Source organism: Oleiphilus sp. HI0067 (assembly GCF_001635735.1).
Window position 1 is genome coordinate 14,539 of sequence record NZ_LWFI01001055.1, and the last position, 22,906, is coordinate 37,444.

Sequence of the window (22,906 nt, forward strand, 5' to 3'; positions counted from 1 at the left end):
GAGGAACGAAGCTGTTATCATACGGTAATTCTAGAGCGAGGATAACAAATTTGGAAAGCGCTATTTATATTGTTGCCACACCTATTGGTAATTTAGGCGATATTTCTCAGCGAGCGATCGAAGTTCTTGGGAATGCCGATCTGATCGCGGCGGAAGATACAAGGCATACAAAGAAGTTGTTGTCTCATCTAGGTATTCAGAAAGAAATGCTCTCCCTGCATGAGCATAATGAGCGAGAACGGGTTGATCAGCTCGTTGGTTTGGTTAATCAAGGAAAGAGCGTAGCGTTGGTCTCTGATGCAGGCACGCCCCTGATTTCAGATCCAGGCTATGTGCTGGTGTCTCAGGCGCGGGCACAGGGTGTAAAGGTTTTACCTGTTCCGGGTGCATGTGCGTTGATTGCCGCACTAAGTGCATCTGGGGTCGCGAGTGCTCGATTTTCCTTCGAAGGTTTCTTACCTGTTAAGCAAAAAGCGAAGCGAGAACAGTTGGCAGCATTGGTCGATGAGCAACGGACAACGATATTTTACGAATCGACCCATCGAATTATGGATACGATGAAAGCTCTGTGTGACGAGTTGCCGGCTAGAAATATATGTTTGGCTCGTGAGTTAACGAAAACGTTTGAAACTTTTCTTGTTGGTACCGTTGAAGACGTTTTGTCGAGCTTGAATGAAGACGAAAACCAGCGTCGTGGTGAGTTCGTTCTTTTGGTTGAAGGTGTTCAGGAGAGTGATGCTTCTAGCGAAATAACGCCAGAGGCACGTGCTTTACTTTTGTCTTTGGCAAAAGAATTGCCTCCCAAAAAAGCGGCTTCTCTTGTGGCTGAGCATTATGCCTTGAATAAAAAAGATCTATATAAGCTGCTAGTAGAAAATTAGTGTTCGTTCCTTGTTAAAAGTCAAAAATTGAACCAAACTCTGGTCTAAATAAATATTGCGAGGTGAGCTCATGATTGATCTCTGCCGATGCATTAAGTGTTGTTCTTGCCGTGTCGGCATTATTCTTTTTGTTTTCGTTCCTCTTAAAAATTCATATGCCTTTGATTTGCTATCCGAAGGAGCGCTAGATTCCGTGTCTGCTGTATCGGCAGAATCTGCTGAGGCTCTTTTGAATGTTGCGGGCTCTCCGGCGGCAGGTATAACAATAGATGGATACGAGTCGCTACCTTTTCGAGACGGTGATGTTGATGGGCAAGACCAAGGAAGTGCTCCTTTGGATTCTGCTTTAGCTGATCAGGTTGAGGCTTGGGCTGATGAGCGGCGCAATTCATCAGGCTCTGGGTTTGAGGTGGGTTTCGTTGATGAGTTGCCTGCTGCGGTAATCGAACAGGCCGTTCAAGAAGAGTCTGCTGCTATTCAAACTGTGATCAATGCAGATGACCCTGAGGGTGAAACTGACGAGCCAGATTTTGAGGTAAATCGAGTCGATCGTTTGTTCGAGGCGCGTTCTAATGAGCTTGGCCCTACTAGGTTTGTTTTAGATAGAGATTTCGATCGCCGCGCGTCGATTAATGTTGATCCGAATGATTTTGATCGAAATGCGGGGGATGCTTATGTGTTCAACGTTGATTCAGCCAATTCCAATCGAAGAACAGCAGTGAGAGACGAGTTTAAGCCTCTCTTCTAGCGCGCTTACCTGTTTATTGCCAATTAAAAACTTGCGATCTATTTGTTAGTGATTACACTACGTGCCGAGCTTGCTGGACAATCGCTTCTTTCGAGAAGAGGAAAGTCCGGGCTCCATAGAGCAGAGTGCCAGGTAATCCCTGGGGGGCGCGAGCCTACGGAAAGTGCAGCAGAAAGTATACCGCCAGCATTGTTGGTAAGGGTGAAAAGGTGCGGTAAGAGCGCACCGCGCGACTGGTAACAGTTCGTGGCGATGGTAAACCCCACTCGGAGCAAGACCAAATAGAAACCCTAAGGTGTGGCTCGCGCTGGGTTTGGGTAGGTTGCTTGAGCCTGATGGTGACGTCAGGCCTAGATGAATGATTGTCCTCGACAGAACCCGGCTTATAGGCAAGCTCAAAATTCCTCTTTATAGTTGAACTCCCTTCTTTCCTTTCCTTAATCGTTCAAAACATTCTTAAACTTAAAGTAATTTCTAGAATAGATCTTTATGCTACTGAAATAATTGAAAAAAACACTTCGCGACTTGTTGTTTTTCTCCGGTTCATCTCCTCAAACCCCTTTAACGGTGCTGCTTTCCCTCATTTTGCTTACGAAATTTGCTTGATTTAGCACTATTGAGTTTCTATAGTGGGAAAAAGTAGTGAAAGGTGGGTTTTTTTGGTATTTTTTACCAAATTATAATAATTCAGGGGTTTGAAGGGTGTTTTTAGGCAGCCACGCAATCAACATGGACGCAAAAGGTCGTATGGCGATTCCGACGAAGATTCGGGAATCGCTTTCGTCTTTTTGTGGTGGCCGTGTGGTAGTGACTGCACATACCGAAGAGCGTTGCTTGTTGGTTTATCCAGAAAATCAGTGGCAAGAGCTTCTTCCTAAACTCGAAGCACTTCCTAGTTTCAATAAAGCCTCTCGAAGAATTCAGCGACTCATGATCGGTTATGCAACGCCATTAGAAATGGATGCAAATGGACGCATTCTTTTGCCTACGCCTCTGCGCGAATATGCTGGGCTTGAAAAGAAAACCATGTTGATTGGTCAAGGTAAGAAATTTGAATTGTGGAGTGAGCAACGTTGGATTGATTGGCTTGATGCTGACGAGTCTGATGATGATATTCCAGAACAATTAAATAACTTGTCGCTATAGCTATGACTGACTCTGCCCATATTACAGTGCTTCTTAATGAAGCCGTTGATGCGCTTATAGGCAATGAAGAAGGACTATATGTTGATGGAACCTTTGGCAGAGGTGGGCATAGCCGTCTCATTTTAAGTCGTTTGTCAGAATCAGGGCGTTTGGTTGGAGTTGATAAAGATCTAGCTGCTATTGAGGTTGCAAACAAACTTCATGATGAAGACGCCCGTTTTGAGATAGAGCATGGCTCGTTTGTCGATATTCCACTGTATTTAGCTAAGCGTGGTGATGAGTTGGCAGATGGAGTATTGGTTGATCTAGGTGTTTCGTCACCGCAGTTGGACGAAGCTGATCGAGGTTTTAGTTTTATGAACGACGGCCCTCTTGATATGCGCATGGATACCAGTGCTGGTGTTAGTGCTCAGCAGTGGCTCGCAGAAGTCGAAGAGCAAGGGTTGGTGCGTGTACTAAGAGATTATGGTGAAGAGCGTTTTGCTAAGCGCATAGCTGCTGCAATCGTCGAGGCGAGATCTAAGCAAGTCATTGATACCACCTTGAAGCTTGCAAATATTGTGTCTGAAGCGAATCCCGCATGGGAGAAGCATAAGCATCCAGCGACGAGAGCTTTTCAGGCAATACGTATTGAGATTAACAAAGAATTAGCTGATTTAGAGTTGTTCCTTGAGTGCGCTGTGAGTGCATTGAAAGTAGGTGGTCGCCTTGTGGTTATTAGCTTTCACTCACTGGAAGATCGAATGGTCAAGCGGGCGATGAAAAAATTAGCGAAAGGGGATGAGCCGCCACCGGGCGTCCCTGTTTTAGAAAGTGATATAACGCGACGGTTTAAGTTGATGAGTAAGGCCATTAAGCCGAGCAAAGAAGAGATTGAACAAAATCCACGATCCCGTAGCGCAGTGATGCGCGTGTTGGAGAAGCTGAGTGATGAATGAATACTTAAGATTTTTCCTGCGTGCGCGACATGCTGAATCCTTAAAAGGCACTGTTAAGCCTCTGTTTGATGCAGGTCTCAGTGAAGACGGGGTTGCTCAGCGACTTCAAGCTATCTGGCAAGTGTTGCCGGTCAAAGAATTGTTGCTGTCGATGGGTTTGGTGTTGGTAATGACATTAACGGCACTTGGTGTTGTGTATTCGTCGCATATTTCACGCGAACTATTCGCTGAGCAAGCTTTGCTTCAAGAGCGTAATGATCAGCTTCAGTTGGAATGGGCGCAGTTGCTTTTAGAGCAGAGTGCATTTGCCTCTCCAGGGCAGATTGAAAGCGTCGCGACGCAAGAATTAGAAATGGTGCTACCTAATGTAAGCGCCATCGAGTTAGTACAATAATTGGGATATCGAAGTGAGTGATAAGCCTTTAACAAACACACATATTGTAATGTGGCGCTATTATGCGTTACTTGCGATTTTGTGCTTGGTTGTTTTGACCTTGATGGGTCGGGCTGTGCACTTGCACATCTTCGAACAAAGCTTTTTATCGCATCAAGGCGATGTGCGCTCCATTCGTCTTGAGCGCTTAGATGCACACCGAGGCACAATATCTGACCGATATGGTGAGCCTCTGGCAATAAGTGCAGCGGTCGAAACCATTTATGCAAATCCAACCCAAGTCAAACTTGGGGATGAAGAATATGCTCAGCTTGCCGCCGCGCTTGGAGTGAATAAACGTTGGCTCAAACGGCGGCTTGAAAGTAATCGAGACAAGCAGTTCGTTTATCTCAAAAGAAAAGCAGCACCTCACGAAGCCCAGCAAGCATTGCAGCTGGGTTTTTCTGGTATTTACAGCCGCAGAGAATACAAGCGATTTTACCCTGCAGGTGAAGTCGCTTCACACATTGTGGGCTTCTCAAATATCGATGAAAAAGGCCAAGAGGGTATCGAACTCGCGTATGACGAGTGGTTAACTGGTCGAGAGGGTAAGCACCGTGTTTTGAAGAACCGTGCCGGTCAAGTTATTAAAGACTTAGGTGTCGTAGAGCTGGCGCAGTCGGGTAATGACATTAGCCTTTCGATTGATATGCGCCTGCAATATCTTGCTTACCGAGAGTTGAAGGCTGCTGTAGATATCCACCGTGCAAGAGCGGGGTCAGTTGTGGTTCTAGATATCGAAACCGGTGAAGTCTTAGCAATGGTGAATCAGCCATCTTACAACCCGAATAATCGATCAAATCTCAACGTGTCACATCTGCGTAATCGAGCTATTACGGACCTATTTGAGCCGGGCTCGACCATGAAGCTTGTGACCTTGGCTTCGGCTCTAGAGTCTGAGAAATACGCACTCAACAGTAGTGTTGAAACCTCTCCAGGTTTTTTACGTTTAGGCGGTCGCTCAATACGTGATCATAGAGATTACGGCCGTTTGAGCTTGCTAGAAGTGATCGCTAAATCAAGTAATGTCGGAACAAGTAAATTGGCGCTTGATCTGGGTCCAGAGGCTTTGTGGGATTCGTTTTATGCGCTTGGTTTGGGGCAAGGTACAGGTATTGGATTTCCGGGTGAAAACATCGGGCAATTACCTAATCCTTTCAATATGCAGCCGGTTGAATTGGCTGCAATGTCATACGGTTACGGTTTGAGTACGACTGCTCTTCAGCTTGCTCAGGCCTATATGGTTTTGGGGAATGGCGGATTGAAGCCATCCTTAAGTCTTATCAAGAAAGAGTCAAAAGAACCTGTGGAGCGAGTATTGCCGGAGTCTGTGTCGAATGAGCTCTTAAAAGCCATGCGCGCAACGGTTGAAAAAGGTGGGACGGGAACGCGAGCGCAGGTGCCTCTTTATAGTGTTGGTGGCAAAACAGGTACTGTTCATACAGTAGGAAGAGATGGTTATAACGCAGAAGAGTACAAAGCCCTATTTGCAGGTGTAGCGCCAATTAATGATCCAAAAATCGCAACCGTTGTTGTGATTGATGCGCCTGCAGGCGCTGAATATTACGGCGGTGAAGTTGCCGCGCCAATATTCTCACGTGTCGTAGATGGTGCGATGCGAATTTTGAGTGTCGAACCAGACAAGTTCTCCCAGCTTATGCACGTTAACAAGGTTGAGTCTTCGTTAGCAGGAGGTCGCGGTTGATATGAATAAAGCACGCCAATATCACTCGGATTTAGCAAGTCTTTTGCTCGGCATACAGCATGTCCCCTCTGCATTGAACACTCAAATACATGGGCTTGTTTCCGATAGTCGGAAAGTTAAGCAAGGCGATTTATTCCTTGCCTTACCAGGTATAAATTCTCCTGCAAGTACCTATGTGCAAGATGCGATCGAACGCGGTGCTGCTGCTGTGCTGATTGATTGTAATGCAAACGAAGCGAATGACCTGACCGTACATGAGGATGGTCGTGCGATTGAATTGTTTGTTCCTAATTTAAGTAATTTCGTGGGTGAAATTGCGCATCGGTTCTTTCATAAGCCTAGTGAAGAGCTTCAAGTAATCGGTGTGACTGGTACGAACGGAAAGACGTCTGTCGTGAATTATATCGCGCAGTTTTTTGCATCATTAGGCGTTTCCTCTGCTGTCATTGGGACACTAGGATATGGTTTGTGTGCCCGTGATGAGGAGTTAACTGATACCGGCCATACCACGCCGAGTGTTGTTGATGTGCATAAGTACTTGGCAAATCTTCGTGATGCGGGTGCTGAGCTAGTCGCGATGGAAGTTAGCTCGCACGGTCTAGATCAAGGTCGTGTTGATGGCGTGCGATTTGAAGGTGCTGTGTTTACCAATTTAAGCCGTGATCACTTGGATTATCATCAGACCATGGCTGAATATGCCAAGGCGAAGGCGCGTTTGTTTGCGAGCGAAGGTTTGCGCTATGCAGTAATTAATGCTGACGATGAATACGCTAGCGTGATGTTTCAAGCTTTGCGACCTGAAGTTCGGAAGTTACGATTCTCATTGAATGGCTCAGCCGAAGTGTTGGTGAAAGATTTTCAGTTGGGAATGACGACAACAGCGAAAATAGAAGTGGCTGACAAGATTATTGATCTTAACAGTGACCTCCTTGGGCAATTTAACCTCTACAACGTGATGGCGGTATTAGGAGTAGCACTTGCGAAGCTGTGCTCGGTGATTGAGTTAAATGCAATCAATCAGTTAAAAGCCGTTAAGGGAAGAATGGAGCTGCATCGCGTTACTGATAAACCAGCGCTTGTTGTTGACTATGCTCATACACCAGATGCTTTAGAGAACGTACTTCAAACCATCCGTAATTTGGAGCCAAAACGCATACATGTTGTATTTGGTTGTGGTGGTGATCGTGATCAAGGAAAGCGCGCACAGATGGGCTTGATCGCAAAAGAATTTGCGGATGTCTGCGTTATTACTAGCGATAACCCTCGCACTGAAGATCCCGAGCAAATTATTTCTCAAATCGCGAGTGTGTTTTCTGATCAAGACGATGTTATTTGTATCGCGGATCGAGCTCAGGCAATTTCCCATGCGTATCACAGCGCTTCAGTTGATGACGTTGTTCTTATCGCCGGCAAAGGGCATGAAGATTACCAAGAAGTGAATGGCGTGCGCTCATATTTTAGCGACAGCGATTGTTGCGATCACTTATTGGCTGAAGAGGTGCAGAAATGATTGCATCAATGGCTTTAAGCACGTTAGGGGATATGACGCGCGGTGCTTTGATCGGCAATGACGTTGAATTTACCGGCGTTAGCACTGATTCGCGAACGATCAAAGACGGTGATTTATACCTTGCTTTACGCGGTGAACAATTCGATGGACACGGTTTTGTAGATCAAGTCAGCGACCGAGCTGTTGCAATAGTCGTTGAGGAAAAGCAAAGCGTTTCGCTACCGCAACTCATTGTAGGCGATAGCCGTGAAGCGCTAGGTTTTATCGGTCGATATTGTCGAGATCAATTCGATGCACCCGTTATCGCAATTACAGGAAGTTCGGGCAAAACAACTACACGCAAAATGCTGTCTGCGATTATGGCGATGGTTGGCGAGGTTGGCGCAACTAAGGCGAATGAAAATAATGAAATTGGTGTGCCGAAAACACTAATGTCATTACAGCAAGAGCAGTGTTCTGCGGTTATTGAACTTGGTGCTCGACATATTGGTGATATCGCTTATCTAGGGCGTTTTGTGCACCCAGATGTGTCGATTCTGTTAAATGCTGGCTCCGCACATATTGGCGAGTTTGGCGGCTATGAAAATATCGTCAAAGGTAAGGGTGAGATATACGACGTACTCTCTGATGAAGGTGTTGCAGTCGTTAATATTGATGACAAGGCTCATAAAACTTGGCTGAAAAAATTAGATGGTAAGCGTGTACTTACATATTCGATTGAGTCTGATTCCGCTGATGTATATGCCAAGAATATCTCATTGCATGCCAGTGCAGCCGTGTTTGATCTCTGTTTTGAAGATGACTGCGTTAGAGTCAGTTTAAATGCAGGTGGTGTTCACAATGTGTCAAATGCATTGGCATGTGCAGCTGCTGCTATTGCTCTGCGCGTTTCAATGGAAGATATCGCGCAGGGCTTAGCTAATTTTAAGCCTGAGGGTGGACGCCAGGCCCTGATTAAATTAAATGAGAATCTATCGGTGATTGATGACTGCTACAACGCAAACCCATCATCGATGAAAGCGGCTTTAGACGTATTGGCAGCTCACGGCGGCAATCGTATTGCTGTTTTAGGTGAAATGGGCGAATTAGGTTCGCTAGCAGGAGAAATGCACAGGGAGCTTGCGCAGTACGCAAGTGAACTCCCAGTGGACGAAGTTTGGTTATTGGGTAATTTTGCTTTGGAAATGGCGAGTGAGCTCGGCGAAAAAGCAAAAGTATTTGAAAGTAAAAGCGAAATTGCAGAGGCATTGGCGCAACTATCTGACCTACCAGCGACAGTTTTATTAAAAGCATCGCGTTTTGTCGCACTTGAGGAAGTTATTGAATTGTTTAGGCGAGGTCAGGCGTAATGCTTTTCTGGTTGGCTGAAGTTTTCAGCGAATATTTTAGTTTTCTATCAGTTTTTCAATATCTCACGTTCCGAGGGATATTGGGGATTATTACAGCGCTATTGATCGCATTGTGGGTCGGCCCTCATATGATTAATAAGCTAACAACGCGTCAGATTGGTCAGTCGGTACGTGACGATGGGCCGCAATCTCACTTGAGTAAAGCAGGTACGCCGACAATGGGCGGTGCCTTGATTCTCGTAGCCATCGGCATTGCAACGCTGTTATGGGCGGATCTTAGTAATCGCTATGTATGGATCACTTTGTTTGTTTGTCTTGCATTTGGTGCGATCGGTTGGGTCGACGATTATCGAAAAGTGGTCGAGAAAAACTCAAAAGGTCTTCCGGCTCGTTGGAAATATTTCTGGCAATCTGTTGCTGCGATTGTTGCTGCTTTCGCCTTGTATTTAACAGCAGAACTGCCGCAAGAAACTGCGCTCATTATTCCAGTATTCAAAGATGTGATCTTTGATCTAGGCCCTGGCTTTATTGTGCTGACGTATTTCGTATTAGTGGGTACCTCAAATGCGGTGAACTTAACAGATGGGTTAGACGGTTTAGCCATTATGCCAACGGTGCTAGTCGCTGGTGCGTTGGGCATCTTCGCATATGTATCTGGTAATGCTGTATTCGCAGACTATCTGCATATTCCTTTTGTCCCTGGTTCCGGTGAGCTCGTTGTATTTTGTGGCGCGATGGTCGGCGCCGGTTTGGGCTTTTTGTGGTTCAACACCTATCCGGCACAAGTTTTTATGGGCGATGTTGGCGCCTTGGCTTTAGGTGCAGCTCTAGGAGTGGTGGCAGTTATCGTTCGACAAGAGATCGTATTGTTCATTATGGGTGGCGTGTTCGTAATGGAAACGATCTCCGTAATCTTGCAAGTGGCCTCGTACAAGTTGACCGGACGTCGAATCTTTCGCATGGCGCCTTTGCATCACCACTTTGAATTAAAAGGTTGGCCTGAGCCGCGGGTCATTGTTCGTTTTTGGATTATTACTGTAATTCTTGTGTTAATTGGTTTAGCGACACTTAAGGTACGTTAAGAGAATGAGTTTGATTGCTTCTGACAAGCATAGTTTAGTGTTGGGTCTTGGTGAGACCGGGCTATCTTGTGCGCGCTTTTTAAAGCGAATTGGGCGGTCTTTCTCCATGGCAGATACCCGCCAAAACCCGCCGAACCTAGACCAAGTTAAAAACATGTACCCAGATGTGGCGATTTCACTCGGAGAGATTGCTGATGATGCCTTATGTAATTATTCAGAGCTGATTCTGAGTCCTGGTCTAGATCCGAAATACCCTGCTATTCAAAAAGCTAAAGAAGCTGGCGTAGCAGTCCGCGGTGACATTGATCTGTTTGCTGAACATGTAAATGCACCAATGATCGCGATTACAGGATCAAACGGTAAAAGTACGGTTACGACCCTAGTTGGAGAAATGGCTGCAAATGCGGGCATCAATGTTCGTGTTGGCGGTAACTTAGGAACTCCTGCATTAGATCTTCTCGAAGATGACGTTGAGCTTTACGTGATGGAGTTGTCTAGTTTTCAACTAGAGCTCGTTAATAAACTCAATGCCGACGTCGCTTGTTTACTGAATATTAGCGAAGATCATATGGATCGCTATGACAGCAAAATGGCTTATCTACAAGCTAAACAGCGAATTTTTAGAGGCGCGAAAACGGTTGTCGTTAATGACGATGAGGCGCTGAGCCAGCCCTTGCAAGCGCAAGGAATGAAGATCCTTCATTATGGCCTCAATAGTTTAGATCTTAATAAATTTGGTTTTTCAGATGAGCGCCTTGGCGCAACCTTGATGCATGGTTTTGAGAGTCTCATTGACGTTTCAGAATTAAAGATCGCCGGCAAACATAACTACAGTAATGCACTTGCGGCTCTCGCGATGGGGTATGCGGCAGGCCTACCATTTGATGCGATGTTGAATGCCTTGAAAAACTTCATAGGTCTAGAGCATCGGTGTGAGTGGGTGAGACAGCTTAATGGCGTGACCTTTATTAATGACTCTAAAGGCACTAACGGTGGCGCAACGGCCGCAGCGATTGCTGGGTATGGCCCGCAATTGGCGGATGGTGGAAAGGTTATATTAATCGCTGGCGGTGACGCCAAAGGCGCGACACTTCATGAGCTCAAAAAACCTGTCACAGAGTTTACACGCTCGGTTATCGCTTTTGGGGTCGATGCGAATGTAATTGCTGAAGCCGTTGAATCAATCCTTCCTGTTACGATTGTAGATACGCTGAGGGCGGCTGTTCAGTTGGCAAGCGACACAGCAGAAAGTAATGATTTAGTGCTGTTTTCGCCAGCATGTGCAAGCTTCGATATGTATAAGAATTTCGAAGTGCGTGGCCAAGCATTCAAGGATGAGGTGGCCCAATTATGAGCACTCATGCGGGAATGTTAAATCAGCAGCAGTTGCAGTTTGTAATGATGATCGACAAAGGGCTCATTATTTCGGCTTTAAGCCTTCTTTTGATCGGTTTAATTATGATTGCGTCTGCTTCGATTGATGTTGCAGATGTGCGAAATAATGACCCATTCTTCTATTTTACACGTCATGCAGCTTTTGCATTGATTGGCTTGGTTGCAGGCGCGATTGTGTTCATGATGCCGATTAGTTTCTGGCAGAAACATGCCTTTTATTTACTCGGCGCTTCTTTGTTCTTGTTAGCGCTAGTGTTGTTACCCGGAATCGGAAAAACCGTTAATGGTAGTACACGCTGGATCGGCTTAGGTGGCATTAATATCCAGCCTTCTGAACCTGCGAAGTTATTGCTCGTTGCATATCTAGCTGGATACCTGGTTCGACGTCATGACGAAGTCAGACAGTCTTGGTGGGGTTTTACTAAGCCTATGTTAGTGCTCACTATCGCGGCTTTCCTCTTGCTTAGCGAGCCTGATTTTGGGGCGACCGTCGTAATAGGCGCTGCGTTCATGGGAATGATTTTCTTGAGTGGTGCGAAGCTGCATCAATTCGGTGTTCTCGTTGTCGCCTGCTTATTAATCGTAGTGGCTTTGATTTGGTCTCAACCGTATCGCATGGAGCGATTAATTGGTTATACCGACCCGTGGGCAGATCAATTTGGCGCAGGTTATCAGTTAACACAATCTCTGATTGCTTTTGGAAGAGGTGAAATACTTGGCGTTGGGCTAGGTAATAGCTTGCAGAAGCAGTTTTATTTGCCAGAAGCTCACACCGATTTTGTATTCGCTATTCTTGCGGAAGAATTCGGACTGATTGGTTCTTTAATCGTCGTCGCATTATTTTCGTGGTTGATTTACCGCGCATTCAAAATTGCACGTGTGGCTGAAAAAGCAGGGCTGCTTTTCCATGCTTATTTCTCATATGGCATCGCAATACTACTAGGCGTTCAAGCAAGCATTAACTTGGGCGTGAACATGGGCTTATTGCCAACTAAGGGCTTGACCTTGCCCTTGGTGAGTTATGGCGGAAGTAGTTTGATTATAAGTATTGCTGCTATCGCGATTTTGTTGCGCGTTCATCATGAAACCCTCCATGCAAGAATAGGAGAGTCTTCATGAAAACGTATTTGATGATGGCTGGCGGAACAGGTGGTCATGTATTTCCTGCTCTTGCAACGGCTAGAAAGTTACAAGAGCAAGGGGCGAATGTTGCTTGGCTTGGATCTAATGGTGGTTTCGAGCAGTCGGTCATTGAGAAACAGGGCATACCCTTTTATGGCATTAGCGTGAGCGGGCTAAGAGGCAAAGGCAAGCTTGCTCTTTTAAAGGCTCCATTCAACTTGGTGCATGCCTTAATTCAAGCTTTTGGTGTTCTCAATAAAGTGAAGCCGCATTTGGTCGTGGGAATGGGTGGATTTGCATCTGGTCCTGGGGGCCTTGCAGCTAGATTGTCTGGTCGCCCATTGGTCGTTCATGAGCAAAATGCCGTTGCGGGAATGACGAATCGGATCTTGGCGAAGATAGCCAAAGCCGTGTATGAGGCTTTTCCAAATAGCTTTGGTTCTGCCGTGAGAGCAACACTAATTGGAAATCCGATTAGGGAAGAAATTGTTGCGTTGAACCAGTCTAGTAACGACAAAAAATGGGATGCGTCGCGTCAACCGCGCATATTGGTTGTAGGTGGTAGCTTAGGTGCTCAGAAGTTGAATGAAGTCGTACCAGCGGCGATGGCTCTGCTAGATCAAAACACACGCCCAGAAATAATCCATCAATCTGGTAAAGGTAAGCTAAAAGCGACGCAATCGTTGTACGAACAACTAGATGTGCAAGCTAAAACCACAGAATTTATTGACGACATGGCAGATGCCTATTCATGGGCTGATCTTGTTATTTGCAGAGCAGGGGCACTCACGGTTTCTGAGTTAGCTGCAGCGGGCTTGGGCGCAGTGTTCGTTCCATTTCCGCATGCGGTTGATGACCATCAAACTTTGAATGCGAAGTCATCTGTGGATGCAGGTGCTGCGCATATGATTGCACAATCTGAATTGACTGCTGAGAGATTAAACAAGGTATTGGTTCCTCTATTCGAAGATCAAAACTCGATGCGAAATATGGCAGCCGCCGCGCTTAGTATTGCGAAACCAAATGCAGCGCGAGACTTAGCGGAAGAATGTGGGAGGCTTGCTCGTGTCTGAAGTTTCAATCACTAAGAATATTGAAATACCTGAAATGCGCAGAATTAAGCGGATTCACTTTATCGGAATTGGCGGCTCTGGCATGTGTGGTATTGCAGAAGTATTGCTGAATCAAGGGTATGAAATTAGCGGTTCTGATATTCAAGAAAGTGCGACAACACGTCATTTAACTAACCTAGGTACACAAGTATTTATTGGCCATCGCGCAAGCAATGTTGATGGTGCGAATGTCATTGTTGTTTCAAGTGCTATCAACGAAGAAAATCCTGAGATTATGGCAGCTCGCTCTGCGCGCATTCCGATTGTGCCTCGCGCTGAGATGTTGGCCGAAATAATGCGATATCGTCATGGTATCGCGATTGCCGGAACGCATGGCAAGACAACGACAACAAGTTTGATCGCGTCGATTCTTGGCGCTGGTGGTATGGATCCAACTTTCGTAATTGGTGGGCGTCTGAATAGTGCCGGCACAAACGCGAAGTTAGGCGGGTCGAGATATCTTGTTGCAGAAGCAGATGAGAGCGATGCGTCTTTTTTACATCTCACCCCAATGGTTTCTGTCGTCACCAACATCGAAGCAGATCATATGCATACCTATGGCGGAGACTTTGGTCGGCTAAAGCAAACCTTTGTAGATTTTCTGCACAATCTTCCGTTCTATGGCACCGCCGTGATGTGTATAGATGACCCAGTCGTCGAAGAGTTAATTCCATCCATCTCACGTGCAGTCATTACCTATGGCTTTAATGAGTCTGCAGATGTGCGAGCCGAAAATGTCAGACAAAGTGGACAATTAACGAGTTTCACGGCGATTCGTGCGGGAGATAAGCCAGATTTAGAAGTTGATTTCCAAATGCCAGGTGAGCACAACGTCCTTAATGCATTGGCAGCCATTGCTGTTGCAACAGACGAAGGCGTTGCTGATGATGCAATCTTGTCGGCTTTAGCAGATTTTCAAGGCGTGGGACGTCGCTTCCAGTTGCAAGGTAATTTCCAGATTGAAGAGAAGTCGTTCATGTTGGTGGATGACTATGGGCATCATCCGAGTGAAGTGGGCGTGACCATAAAAGCTATTCGCGATGGTTGGCCTGAAAAACGTTTAGTGATGGTGTTTCAACCACACCGTTATAGCCGAACGAGTGACCTGTATGAAGACTTCGTACGCGTCCTGTCAGAGGTTGATGTGCTGATCATGTTGGATGTTTACGCCGCGGGTGAAAAGCCAATTCCAGGAGCAGATAGTCGCGCGCTTTGTCGAAGTATCCGTCAGCGTTCTGGCTTAGATCCGATCTATGTCGAGGATACGGAAGAGCTCGAATCTGTGCTTTTAAATCTCTTAGATGAAAACGACCTCGTAGTAACGCAAGGTGCTGGTAATGTAGGACAGATTAGTCTGAGCCTTGCTCAGTCATTTAAAGCGAAGGAGGGGGCATGACAACATCGTTTATCGCAGATTCAGCCCTCGTTGAGTCTTTAGGTAAAGTAGCGGTCGTTTGTGGGGGTTGTTCTGCCGAGCGCGAAGTATCACTCAATAGCGGTGAAGCGGTTTATCGCGCGGCACTTGAGGCTGGAATCGAAGCAGAATTAGTCGATTATCAAGGTGATATTAACGCTTTGATTGGGCAGGGTTATGACCGCGTGTTTCTAGCGTTACATGGCCGTGGCGGCGAAGACGGAGTGATTCAAGGCGTTCTTGAAGCAGTTGGAATTCCTTATACCGGAAGCGGTGTGATGGGCTCTGCGTTAGCTATGGATAAATTGCGCAGCAAGTTACTTTGGCAAGGGCGCCAATTACCGACACCAACATTCGGATATGTCGACGAAATGAACCCTAAGCTTGTCGCGCAGCTGGTGAGCTTGATTGGATTTCCAATGGCGGTGAAACCTTCAAGAGAAGGTTCGTCAATTGGTGTATCAAAAGTGAGTGAGCAGTCTCAGCTAGATGCCGCTTTACAAAGTGCCTTAGCGCTTGATCAAGAAGTCATTCTTGAAGCGTGGGTAGATGGCAAAGAATTTACAGTCGGCATTTTAGGAGAAGAGACTCTTCCAGTTATTGGTCTGAAGACGACAGCGACGTTTTATGACTACGAGGCAAAGTATAAATCTGATGAAACTGAGTACTTTTTGCCAAGTCGTTTGAGTCCAGAAGATGAGCAACACATTGCGTCATTATCGCAACAAGCATTCGATGCCTTGGGATGTGAAGGTTGGGGTCGAGTGGACGTGATGCAAGATCGAAATGGCAAGTTTTGGTTATTAGAAGTGAATACGATTCCAGGGATGACTGATCATAGTTTGATACCTATGGCTGCAAGGCATAAAGGAATAGAAATGCCTGAGTTGGTAACAGAAGTATTAAAACAAACTTTGCATGTTGGAGGCTTAGCGTGAGTGCGGCAACCATGAGTAAATCCACAATGGATATGAAAGCAAAATCGAGTAGTACACGCCAAATATTGACAAATCAGGGTGTTTGGAAGGCTTATTGTGTTGCGGCGGCGCTGTCAGTATCAGTCGTCATATTTGCCTATTTCAGCGATCAGATTGCTGGGGTGGTTGATCAGCCAATAGAGCATTTCGAGGTGTCTAGTTCATTCAATGAGTTGAGTAAACATGATGTATCAAATGTGCTCGAACCTTTTATTGGGCAGAGTTTTTTCTCGATTGACATTCAGCAAATTCAAAAAGAATTAGAAGCCTTGGCATGGGTTGAATCTGCAGTGATTCATCGTAAATGGCCAAGTGCGGTTGGTGTGCAAATTCAAGAGCAAATTGCCGTGGCTAACTGGGGGCATGAGTCTTACTTAAATAGCAAAGGGGAAGTGTTTACTCCCTCAACAACTGAGCGAGCTGATGGCCGTCCATTATTTAATGGTCCTGAATCGGCAAGCTTAAGAACACGAACAGAAATGCTTACTTACATGGCCGACATTGAAAGCAAGTTAATGGCGTGGGGGCTTAGTGCTGACCAGTTAGTGTTGAATGAGCGTGGCGCATGGAGCTTAGGGTTGGCGAACGGTCCGGTGATTGAGCTTGGTACCGATACAACAGAGAACCGCCTTGAGCGAGCGTTAAAGGTTTATCAAGGCTTGCAAGTGGATGCGCAGGCAGCGGTAGAAAGATTAGATGCACGATACACCAACGGTGTTTCTGTGCGCTGGAAAGAATTGGAAGTCGCATCAGGTTATCAATACAGCGGTAACCCAGTGCACCAATAAAATATAACGAACTGTGGGATAAAGAAATGGCAAGCAACTTCGATGACAGCTTGACCGTAGGGTTAGACATCGGCACTTCGAAGGTCGTCGCGATCGTGGGTAAGCGTGGCGAAGACGGGAGTGTTGAGATCGTGGGTATTGGATCTCATCCTTCGCGTGGCCTTAAACGTGGTGTAGTCGTAAACATTGAAACGACAGTGAATGCCATTCAGAGAGCAGTAGAAGAAGCAGAATTAATGGCAGGTTGTAATATTCATTCTGTCTACGCTGGCATTGCGGGGAGTCATATTAAGAGTCTGAATTCACATGGCATTGTCGCTGTGAAAGACCGGGAAGTGGTGCAGGCGGATATCGATCGCGTGATCGACGCAGCACAAGCCGTAGCGATTCCTGCAGATCAAAAAGTGTTGCACATATTGCCACAAGAATACGTTATCGATAGCCAAGAGGGCATCAAAGAGCCGCTTGGAATGTCGGGGGTGCGTTTAGAAGCAAAAGTGCATCTTGTTACATGTGCAGTGAATGCCTCACAGAACATTGAGAAGTGTGTTCAGCAGTGCGACCTAGATGTCGATGACATTATTCTTGAGCAATTGGCGTCCGCCTATGCAGTGTTAACGGATGATGAAAAAGAGCTAGGCGTTTGTGTTGTAGATATCGGCGGAGGTACGACCGATATGGCGATATTCACGGGTGGTTCGATTCGCCACACTGCCGTTATACCGATCGCGGGTGATCAGGTTACTAATGATATCGCGATGGCATTACGAACTCCGACTCAGAATGCTGAAGAGATAAAAATTAAGTATGCCTGCGCGCTTACGCAGTTAGCGGGAGAGGGTGACACGATCAAAGTGCCTTCGGTTGGGGATCGTCCTCCGCGAGATTTATCTCGCCAAGCATTGGCGGAGGTTGTTGAGCCGCGTTATGACGAATTATTCACTCTTGTTCAACAAGAATTGAGACGGAGTGGTTTTGAAGATTTGGTTGCCGCAGGCGTTGTATTGACCGGCGGCACATCAAAAATGGAGGGTGTTGTGGAATTGGCAGAGGAAATTTTCCATATGCCTGTGCGCTTAGCAAGTCCACAAAAAGTGACAGGATTGTCCGATGTAGTAAACAACCCAATGTATGCAACAGGTGTTGGGTTACTTATTTACGGGTTGAATCAGAAAGAAGCAGGTGCCATTCCGGGTACTAAATCAGCTCCGGCGGAAGGGGTAGTGAGTAAGCTTAAAAACTGGTTTACCGGTAATTTTTAAAACTAAAAAAGTATTAGAAACAACTAGCAGATTGAAAAATTATAATTAGGAGATAGGGTGATGTTCGAGATTGTTGAGAATATATCGCAAAACGCGGTGATCAAGGTCGTTGGTGTTGGCGGAGGCGGCGGTAACGCTGTTCGACACATGCTGACTGGCGATGTTGATGGTGTTGAGTTTCTGTGTGCGAACACAGATGCGCAAGCACTTAAAGACCTTGATGCGAAATCTATTATTCAGTTAGGCAGTACCATAACAAAAGGTCTTGGTGCAGGCGCTAACCCAGAAGTGGGTAAGCAAGCGGCCTTAGAAGATCGTGAGCGTATTGCAGAGTCTTTAAAAGGCGCTGACATGGTTTTCATCACTGCCGGAATGGGCGGTGGTACTGGTACTGGTGGTGCGCCGATTGTGGCAGAGGTTGCTCGTGATATGGGAATTTTAACGGTTGCTGTTGTGACTAAGCCGTTCCCATTTGAAGGTAGTAAGCGAATGAAGATCGCAGACTCGGGTTTAGCAGAACTTGCTGAAAACGTAGACTCTCTGATCACCATCCCTAATGAAAAGTTACTTGCCGTTCTTGGTAAAAATACAAGTTTGCTTGATGCGTTTGGTGCTGCAAATGACGTGTTGCAGGGTGCCGTTCAGGGTATTGCGGATTTGATTATTCGCCCTGGTATGATCAACGTTGACTTTGCAGACGTGAAAACTGTTATGTCTGAAATGGGCATGGCGATGATGGGCACAGGTACTGCGTCAGGTGAAAATCGTGCACGTGAAGCAGCCGAAGCAGCTATTCGCAGTCCGCTATTAGAAGACATTAACCTTCAAGGTGCGCGCGGTATTCTAGTGAATATTACTGCAGGTCTTGATTTGAACTTAGGTGAGTTCTCAGAGGTAGGTAGCATCGTTGAAGAATTTGCGTCGGAATCAGCAACAGTGGTTGTCGGTACGGTTATTGATAATGAGATGACCGATGAGCTTAAAGTGACTGTTGTTGCAACAGGTCTTTCAAGTGTTGCTGATAAGCCTGTGAAGGTTGTCGATAATACTGCGCCTAAAGCAGTGGACGGTAAAACAGACTACAACAAGTTGGATCGCCCAGCAGTGAGTCGTCGTCGCGCAGTTGCCGAAACTCAGGGTAACGCGGCGGTAAGTCAAGATGTGGCGCCGGCTCCGAGTGTTGACTACCTTGATATCCCTGCTTTTTTGAGACGACAAGCCGACTAATGCTACGCCTCAAATATGACAGCTTAACGACACTTTAGACAATCTGCTTGGGAAACAAGTGGTCATCTGTTAGTATGCGCCTGTTTTTTTGGCCAGACGGCCAACAATAGGAATATACAATAGGCGATTTTAAGTACGCATATGATTAGACAACGCACACTCAAAAACACTATTCGCGCAACGGGCGTGGGCTTGCATTCAGGTAAGAAGGTATATTTGACCTTGAAGCCCGCACCGATCGACTCTGGCATTGTTTTCATCCGCACGGATCTGGAACCAAATGTGGAAATAGTCGCTCGCGCAGAGAATGTTGGTGAGACCATGCTATCTACTACGCTAGTTAAAAATGGCGTAAAAGTAGCAACGGTAGAGCATTTGCTATCAGCGATGGCTGGCCTCGGTATCGATAATTGTCGTATCGAATTGAGCTCAGAAGAAGTGCCTATTATGGATGGCTCCGCGGGGCCTTTTGTTTTCTTGATTCAGTCCGCCGGAATTCAAGAACAAGATGCTGCGAAGAAGTTTATTCGCATTACTCGTGAAGTTACGGTTGAAGAAGATGGCAAGGTAGCGACCTTTGTTCCTTTCGAGGGCTTTAAGGTTGGTTTTTCTATCGACTTTGACCACCCAGTTTTCAAAACGCGTAGTCAGCAAGCGAGCATCGATTTCTCTAGCACATCTTTTGTGAAAGAAGTAAGTCGAGCTAGAACTTTCGGATTTATGCAAGATATTGAACGCTTACGTTCTATGAATCTTGCTCTCGGAGGTAGTGTTGATAATGCGATCGTTGTAGACGATGACGGTGTTCTTAACGAAGACGGTTTGCGTTATGACGATGAGTTCGTTAAGCATAAAATACTTGATGCGATCGGTGATCTTTATTTACTTGGTAATAGCTTAATCGGCGAATTTATTGGTAATAAGTCAGGGCATGACTTGAACAATAAATTGCTACGCAAGTTGATTAAAGAAACTGATGCGTGGGAAGTTCAAACTTATGAAGACGCGAGCACGGCTCCTATCTCCTACATGAAACCGGTGCTTGCCGCTTAACTTTCCATTAATTAGAGCGACTATTTAGTCGCTCTAATGCCTCATCTAGCCGCTGTTCAGTGGTCTTGTTCTTAAGTTCTGGTCGATCTTTCAACTTCACCATCTTGTTAGACGTTTTCTTTTTCGTAAACGGTCTTATTTGTATTTTAATGCTTTGAACTCTCGAGGCACCAACACGCATTTGAAGTGCTTTAAGTGTTTTGTCTTGCTCAAAGCGAAAGCGTGTTGCAATCGCTGCTGAGCGACAATGCAAAATCAAACACTGGTCTTCGATTCCTGCAACAATCAACTCGCCTCGTAATAATTCTGGCAAGCATTCATCTAAACGATCTTCGATGGAGTCATGGTGCGACGCTTGGGCAAGTATTTGCTTCAATGCCCGCGATTTTTTAAATGTACGCTCGTGACTCAATACATCGCTGAGGCGTTTATGTGTGGGTTGCGGTTTATAAGGCATTGATTTAATTCTATTGAAGTTAGGTATCCTGTCGGCTACAGGTTATACTTTCAGCATTAAGTTTAAGCAATTATTTCTTAGCATGGATATTATTATTGTTGGAAAGCGCCATGGTCAATCGCGAAGCCTGAAGCTTGGGTCAGGTTCGGTGGCGATGTTGGGTGCAGGGTTCTGTCTATTTGCTTTAGCGCTCTTTGGTTCAGGCCTCTATCTCGCACATAGCTATTATGGGGAGCGAGACGGGCTTGTGGATGCACGCGTCAAAGCAGCTTGGGCTGCAACACTTGCCGAACAGAAGGCTGAGTTAAAGCAATTGCAGGAGCAAAGTCGTCAACGATTGGATGCATTAACTCTTAAAATGGGTGATATGCAGGCGAGGCTTTATCGATTAGATGCCTTAGGTCAGCGTTTAACGGATGTTGGTAAACTGAAAAGTGGTGAATTCGACTTTGAGTCACAACCTTCTGTTGGTGGCCCTATCCCAAGCGAATATTCCGAGTCCTATACAGTTCAAGGTTTTGAAACAGAGCTGTCAAACCTCTCTCAAACCATTTCTGATCGCGAGCAGCAACTAGCGATTATGGAACAGCTATTCCAGCAAAAGGATATCGCAAACCAGGTGTTTATTGCTGGTCGTCCAATCAAGTGGGGCTGGATGTCTTCCCCTTATGGTTATCGTAGTGACCCCTTTACTGGAAAGCGGACTTGGCATGCGGGTGTTGATTTCGCAGGGAAGGACGGCAGCGATATCATTTCTGTTGCTGCTGGTGTGGTGACTTGGTCAGGCGATCGATACGGTTATGGCAACTTAGTTGAAGTGAATCATGGTAATGGTTACTCGACACGCTATGCACACTGTAAAGAGTTACTGGTTAGTGTTGGCGAGGTTATCGAGAAAGGCCAAGTGATTGCTAAGATGGGAAGTACCGGTCGTTCAACTGGTCCACATGTGCATTACGAAGTGTTGAAAAATGGCCGCACAGAGAATCCTAAGAAATTTATTCATCGTGCAAATCGTGGTTAGTAAAATCTAAATCAACAATAAACATGACTTAATTAGCACATAGCCCTCGAAGGGTTTGCCTATCCCTCTTTATACCTTAGAATGCTCGGTGCGATAGCCGAGATGTATTTCGCCTTGAGTTTAATAAACTTGGCCTCACATCTATATCTTCAAATATCCATAATACGAATTAATAACACAGTAGAATCTTATGTTTTCATCGGCACTAACCAAGCTTTTCGGAAGTAAGAATAAGCGTGAGCTTAAACGCATGGGCAAAGTCGTTGCTCAAATCAACGCACTAGAAGAATCCATGTCGTCATTGAGTGATGATGCGCTTAAAGCGAAAACTACCGAGTTTAAGGAGCGGGTAGCTAACGGTGAATTACTAGACAAGCTTTTGCCTGAAGCGTTTGCAGTTGCTCGTGAAGCCGGTAAGCGTGTCATGCAAATGCGTCATTTTGATGTGCAGCTGATTGGCGGCATGACACTCCATCAGGGGAAAATTGCTGAGATGCGTACAGGTGAAGGTAAAACGCTAGTAGCGACCTTGCCTGTGTATTTGAATGCTCTTTCTGGCGAAGGCGTGCATGTTGTAACGGTTAACGACTACTTAGCAAAACGTGACTCTAAGTGGATGGAACCTCTATATAACTTCTTAGGTTTAAGTGTTGGGGTTGTATATGGCGGTCAAGAGCCTGCAGAAAAGAAAGCAGCTTATCAGTGTGATATCACCTATGGGACTAACAACGAATTTGGGTTTGACTATTTGCGCGATAACATGGCGTTTAGTGCCGAAACAAAAGCGCAGCGTGGTTTAAACTTCGCGATTGTTGATGAGGTTGACTCGATCCTTATCGATGAGGCGAGAACACCTCTTGTTATTTCAGGCCCTGCCCAGGACAGCTCAAAGCTATACAAAGCAATTAAAGGAATCATCCCGCTATTGAAGAAAGCGGAAGTCGGTGAAGATGGGAAGCCGTTAGATGACGGTCACTTCATTCTTGATGAAAAAGCGAAGAGTGCTGAACTCACTGAATCTGGTTTAAGTTATCTAGAATCAGTGTTTATTGAGCACGGCTTGTTGCAAGAAGGTGATAGCCTTTATGCGCCTGGTAACCTTGTTCTGCTTCATCACACTTCATCGGCATTACGTGCCCAACATCTGTATCACAAAGATGTTGATTACATCATTCAAGACAAGCAAATCGTGATTATCGATGAACATACCGGCCGTACGATGGCAGGTCGTCGATGGGGCGAAGGGCTTCATCAGGCGATTGAGGCGAAAGAAGGCTTAGCGA

At 45.9% G+C, this 22,906-nt stretch carries 21 protein-coding genes and 1 other RNA gene; 21 read left to right on the forward strand and 1 reads right to left on the reverse strand.

Annotated elements, in window-relative coordinates; genetic code table 11:
- Positions 1–50 precede the first annotated feature (50 nt).
- The 19 genes from rsmI (at position 51) to lpxC (ending at position 20,142) form a co-directional block, all read left to right on the forward strand.
- On the forward strand, positions 51–881 hold the full coding sequence (rsmI, locus tag A3739_RS14585; RefSeq protein WP_231876627.1) for a 16S rRNA (cytidine(1402)-2'-O)-methyltransferase: 831 nt from the start codon (positions 51–53) through the stop codon (positions 879–881).
- Positions 882–951: 70 nt separating this feature from the next.
- Positions 952–1,629 (forward strand): hypothetical protein, encoded by a 678-nt coding sequence (locus A3739_RS14590; protein WP_068472952.1) that lies wholly within the window; start codon positions 952–954, stop codon positions 1,627–1,629.
- Positions 1,630–1,694: 65 nt separating this feature from the next.
- Positions 1,695–2,031, forward strand: an RNA gene (gene rnpB / locus A3739_RS14595) — RNase P RNA component class A.
- A 300-nt stretch (positions 2,032–2,331) separates the two neighbouring features.
- Positions 2,332–2,775 carry a division/cell wall cluster transcriptional repressor MraZ gene (mraZ, locus tag A3739_RS14600; protein WP_068473654.1) on the forward strand — a complete coding sequence of 148 codons (444 nt, stop codon included), beginning with the start codon at positions 2,332–2,334 and terminating at the stop codon, positions 2,773–2,775.
- Between the two features lie 2 nt (positions 2,776–2,777).
- Positions 2,778–3,713 (forward strand): 16S rRNA (cytosine(1402)-N(4))-methyltransferase RsmH, encoded by a 936-nt coding sequence (rsmH, locus tag A3739_RS14605; protein ID WP_068473651.1) that lies wholly within the window; start codon positions 2,778–2,780, stop codon positions 3,711–3,713.
- Positions 3,706–4,107: a cell division protein FtsL gene (ftsL, locus tag A3739_RS14610; protein ID WP_082878246.1), complete on the forward strand. Its 402-nt coding sequence runs from the start codon at positions 3,706–3,708 to the stop codon at positions 4,105–4,107. The genes rsmH and ftsL overlap by 8 nt, the downstream gene beginning before the upstream one ends.
- Before the next feature lie 13 nt (positions 4,108–4,120).
- Complete coding sequence (locus tag A3739_RS14615; RefSeq protein WP_231876665.1) at positions 4,121–5,851, forward strand: penicillin-binding protein 2; 1,731 nt, start codon at positions 4,121–4,123, stop codon at positions 5,849–5,851.
- Position 5,852: 1 nt separating this feature from the next.
- Positions 5,853–7,361 (forward strand): UDP-N-acetylmuramoyl-L-alanyl-D-glutamate--2,6-diaminopimelate ligase, encoded by a 1,509-nt coding sequence (locus A3739_RS14620; protein WP_068473642.1) that lies wholly within the window; start codon positions 5,853–5,855, stop codon positions 7,359–7,361.
- A gap of 8 nt (positions 7,362–7,369) precedes the next feature.
- Positions 7,370–8,710 (forward strand): UDP-N-acetylmuramoyl-tripeptide--D-alanyl-D-alanine ligase, encoded by a 1,341-nt coding sequence (gene murF, locus A3739_RS14625; protein ID WP_197472339.1) that lies wholly within the window; start codon positions 7,370–7,372, stop codon positions 8,708–8,710.
- Positions 8,710–9,792, forward strand: coding sequence for a phospho-N-acetylmuramoyl-pentapeptide-transferase (mraY, locus tag A3739_RS14630; protein WP_068477440.1), 1,083 nt, complete (start codon positions 8,710–8,712; stop codon positions 9,790–9,792). Before murF ends, mraY begins: the two co-directional genes overlap by 1 nt.
- Before the next feature lie 4 nt (positions 9,793–9,796).
- On the forward strand, positions 9,797–11,146 hold the full coding sequence (gene murD / locus A3739_RS14635) for a UDP-N-acetylmuramoyl-L-alanine--D-glutamate ligase (protein WP_068477437.1): 1,350 nt from the start codon (positions 9,797–9,799) through the stop codon (positions 11,144–11,146).
- Positions 11,143–12,306, forward strand: coding sequence for a putative lipid II flippase FtsW (gene ftsW / locus A3739_RS14640; protein ID WP_068477435.1), 1,164 nt, complete (start codon positions 11,143–11,145; stop codon positions 12,304–12,306). Before murD ends, ftsW begins: the two co-directional genes overlap by 4 nt.
- The gene (gene murG / locus A3739_RS14645) at positions 12,303–13,382 is read left to right on the forward strand and encodes an undecaprenyldiphospho-muramoylpentapeptide beta-N-acetylglucosaminyltransferase (RefSeq protein WP_068477433.1); all 1,080 of its coding nucleotides are present in this window, start codon (positions 12,303–12,305) and stop codon (positions 13,380–13,382) included. The genes ftsW and murG overlap by 4 nt, the downstream gene beginning before the upstream one ends.
- Before the next feature lie 34 nt (positions 13,383–13,416).
- Complete coding sequence (gene murC / locus A3739_RS14650; RefSeq protein ID WP_068477450.1) at positions 13,417–14,817, forward strand: UDP-N-acetylmuramate--L-alanine ligase; 1,401 nt, start codon at positions 13,417–13,419, stop codon at positions 14,815–14,817.
- On the forward strand, positions 14,814–15,773 hold the full coding sequence (locus tag A3739_RS14655; protein WP_068477431.1) for a D-alanine--D-alanine ligase: 960 nt from the start codon (positions 14,814–14,816) through the stop codon (positions 15,771–15,773). Before murC ends, A3739_RS14655 begins: the two co-directional genes overlap by 4 nt.
- Positions 15,770–16,600 (forward strand): cell division protein FtsQ/DivIB, encoded by an 831-nt coding sequence (locus A3739_RS14660; protein WP_068501891.1) that lies wholly within the window; start codon positions 15,770–15,772, stop codon positions 16,598–16,600. The genes A3739_RS14655 and A3739_RS14660 overlap by 4 nt, the downstream gene beginning before the upstream one ends.
- 26 nt (positions 16,601–16,626) lie before the next feature.
- Entirely contained in the window at positions 16,627–17,862 is a 1,236-nt protein-coding gene (ftsA, locus tag A3739_RS14665; RefSeq protein ID WP_068477427.1) for a cell division protein FtsA, read from the forward strand.
- 60 nt (positions 17,863–17,922) lie between these two features.
- The gene (ftsZ, locus tag A3739_RS14670) at positions 17,923–19,089 is read left to right on the forward strand and encodes a cell division protein FtsZ (protein ID WP_068477425.1); all 1,167 of its coding nucleotides are present in this window, start codon (positions 17,923–17,925) and stop codon (positions 19,087–19,089) included.
- A gap of 141 nt (positions 19,090–19,230) precedes the next feature.
- Positions 19,231–20,142: a UDP-3-O-acyl-N-acetylglucosamine deacetylase gene (gene lpxC, locus A3739_RS14675; protein ID WP_068477424.1), complete on the forward strand. Its 912-nt coding sequence runs from the start codon at positions 19,231–19,233 to the stop codon at positions 20,140–20,142.
- A gap of 7 nt (positions 20,143–20,149) precedes the next feature.
- Here the strand turns inward: lpxC and A3739_RS14680 are convergent, their stop codons facing one another.
- On the reverse strand, positions 20,150–20,599 hold the full coding sequence (locus A3739_RS14680) for a DciA family protein (RefSeq protein ID WP_068477422.1): 450 nt from the start codon (positions 20,597–20,599) through the stop codon (positions 20,150–20,152).
- An 82-nt stretch (positions 20,600–20,681) separates the two neighbouring features.
- On the opposite strand from A3739_RS14680, the gene A3739_RS14685 reads away from it, so the two are divergent.
- The gene (locus A3739_RS14685; RefSeq protein ID WP_068477420.1) at positions 20,682–21,623 is read left to right on the forward strand and encodes a M23 family metallopeptidase; all 942 of its coding nucleotides are present in this window, start codon (positions 20,682–20,684) and stop codon (positions 21,621–21,623) included.
- Positions 21,624–21,813: 190 nt separating this feature from the next.
- Positions 21,814–22,906, forward strand: a 1,093-nt coding sequence (locus A3739_RS14690; RefSeq protein WP_156502601.1) for a DEAD/DEAH box helicase, incomplete at its 3' end; no start/stop codon positions are given.

Coding starts and splice junctions, on each gene's coding strand:
- A3739_RS14590 (WP_068472952.1), top strand. CDS start 952: ATGATTGATCTCTGCCGATGCATTAAGTGTTGTTCTTGCCGTGTCGGC.
- rsmH (WP_068473651.1), top strand. CDS start 2,778: ATGACTGACTCTGCCCATATTACAGTGCTTCTTAATGAAGCCGTTGAT.
- ftsL (WP_082878246.1), top strand. CDS start 3,706: ATGAATGAATACTTAAGATTTTTCCTGCGTGCGCGACATGCTGAATCC.
- A3739_RS14620 (WP_068473642.1), top strand. CDS start 5,853: ATGAATAAAGCACGCCAATATCACTCGGATTTAGCAAGTCTTTTGCTC.
- murF (WP_197472339.1), top strand. CDS start 7,370: ATGGCTTTAAGCACGTTAGGGGATATGACGCGCGGTGCTTTGATCGGC.
- mraY (WP_068477440.1), top strand. CDS start 8,710: ATGCTTTTCTGGTTGGCTGAAGTTTTCAGCGAATATTTTAGTTTTCTA.
- murD (WP_068477437.1), top strand. CDS start 9,797: ATGAGTTTGATTGCTTCTGACAAGCATAGTTTAGTGTTGGGTCTTGGT.
- ftsW (WP_068477435.1), top strand. CDS start 11,143: ATGAGCACTCATGCGGGAATGTTAAATCAGCAGCAGTTGCAGTTTGTA.
- murG (WP_068477433.1), top strand. CDS start 12,303: ATGAAAACGTATTTGATGATGGCTGGCGGAACAGGTGGTCATGTATTT.
- murC (WP_068477450.1), top strand. CDS start 13,417: ATGCGCAGAATTAAGCGGATTCACTTTATCGGAATTGGCGGCTCTGGC.
- A3739_RS14655 (WP_068477431.1), top strand. CDS start 14,814: ATGACAACATCGTTTATCGCAGATTCAGCCCTCGTTGAGTCTTTAGGT.
- ftsA (WP_068477427.1), top strand. CDS start 16,627: ATGGCAAGCAACTTCGATGACAGCTTGACCGTAGGGTTAGACATCGGC.
- ftsZ (WP_068477425.1), top strand. CDS start 17,923: ATGTTCGAGATTGTTGAGAATATATCGCAAAACGCGGTGATCAAGGTC.
- lpxC (WP_068477424.1), top strand. CDS start 19,231: ATGATTAGACAACGCACACTCAAAAACACTATTCGCGCAACGGGCGTG.
- A3739_RS14680 (WP_068477422.1), bottom strand. CDS start 20,599: ATGCCTTATAAACCGCAACCCACACATAAACGCCTCAGCGATGTATTG.
- A3739_RS14685 (WP_068477420.1), top strand. CDS start 20,682: ATGGATATTATTATTGTTGGAAAGCGCCATGGTCAATCGCGAAGCCTG.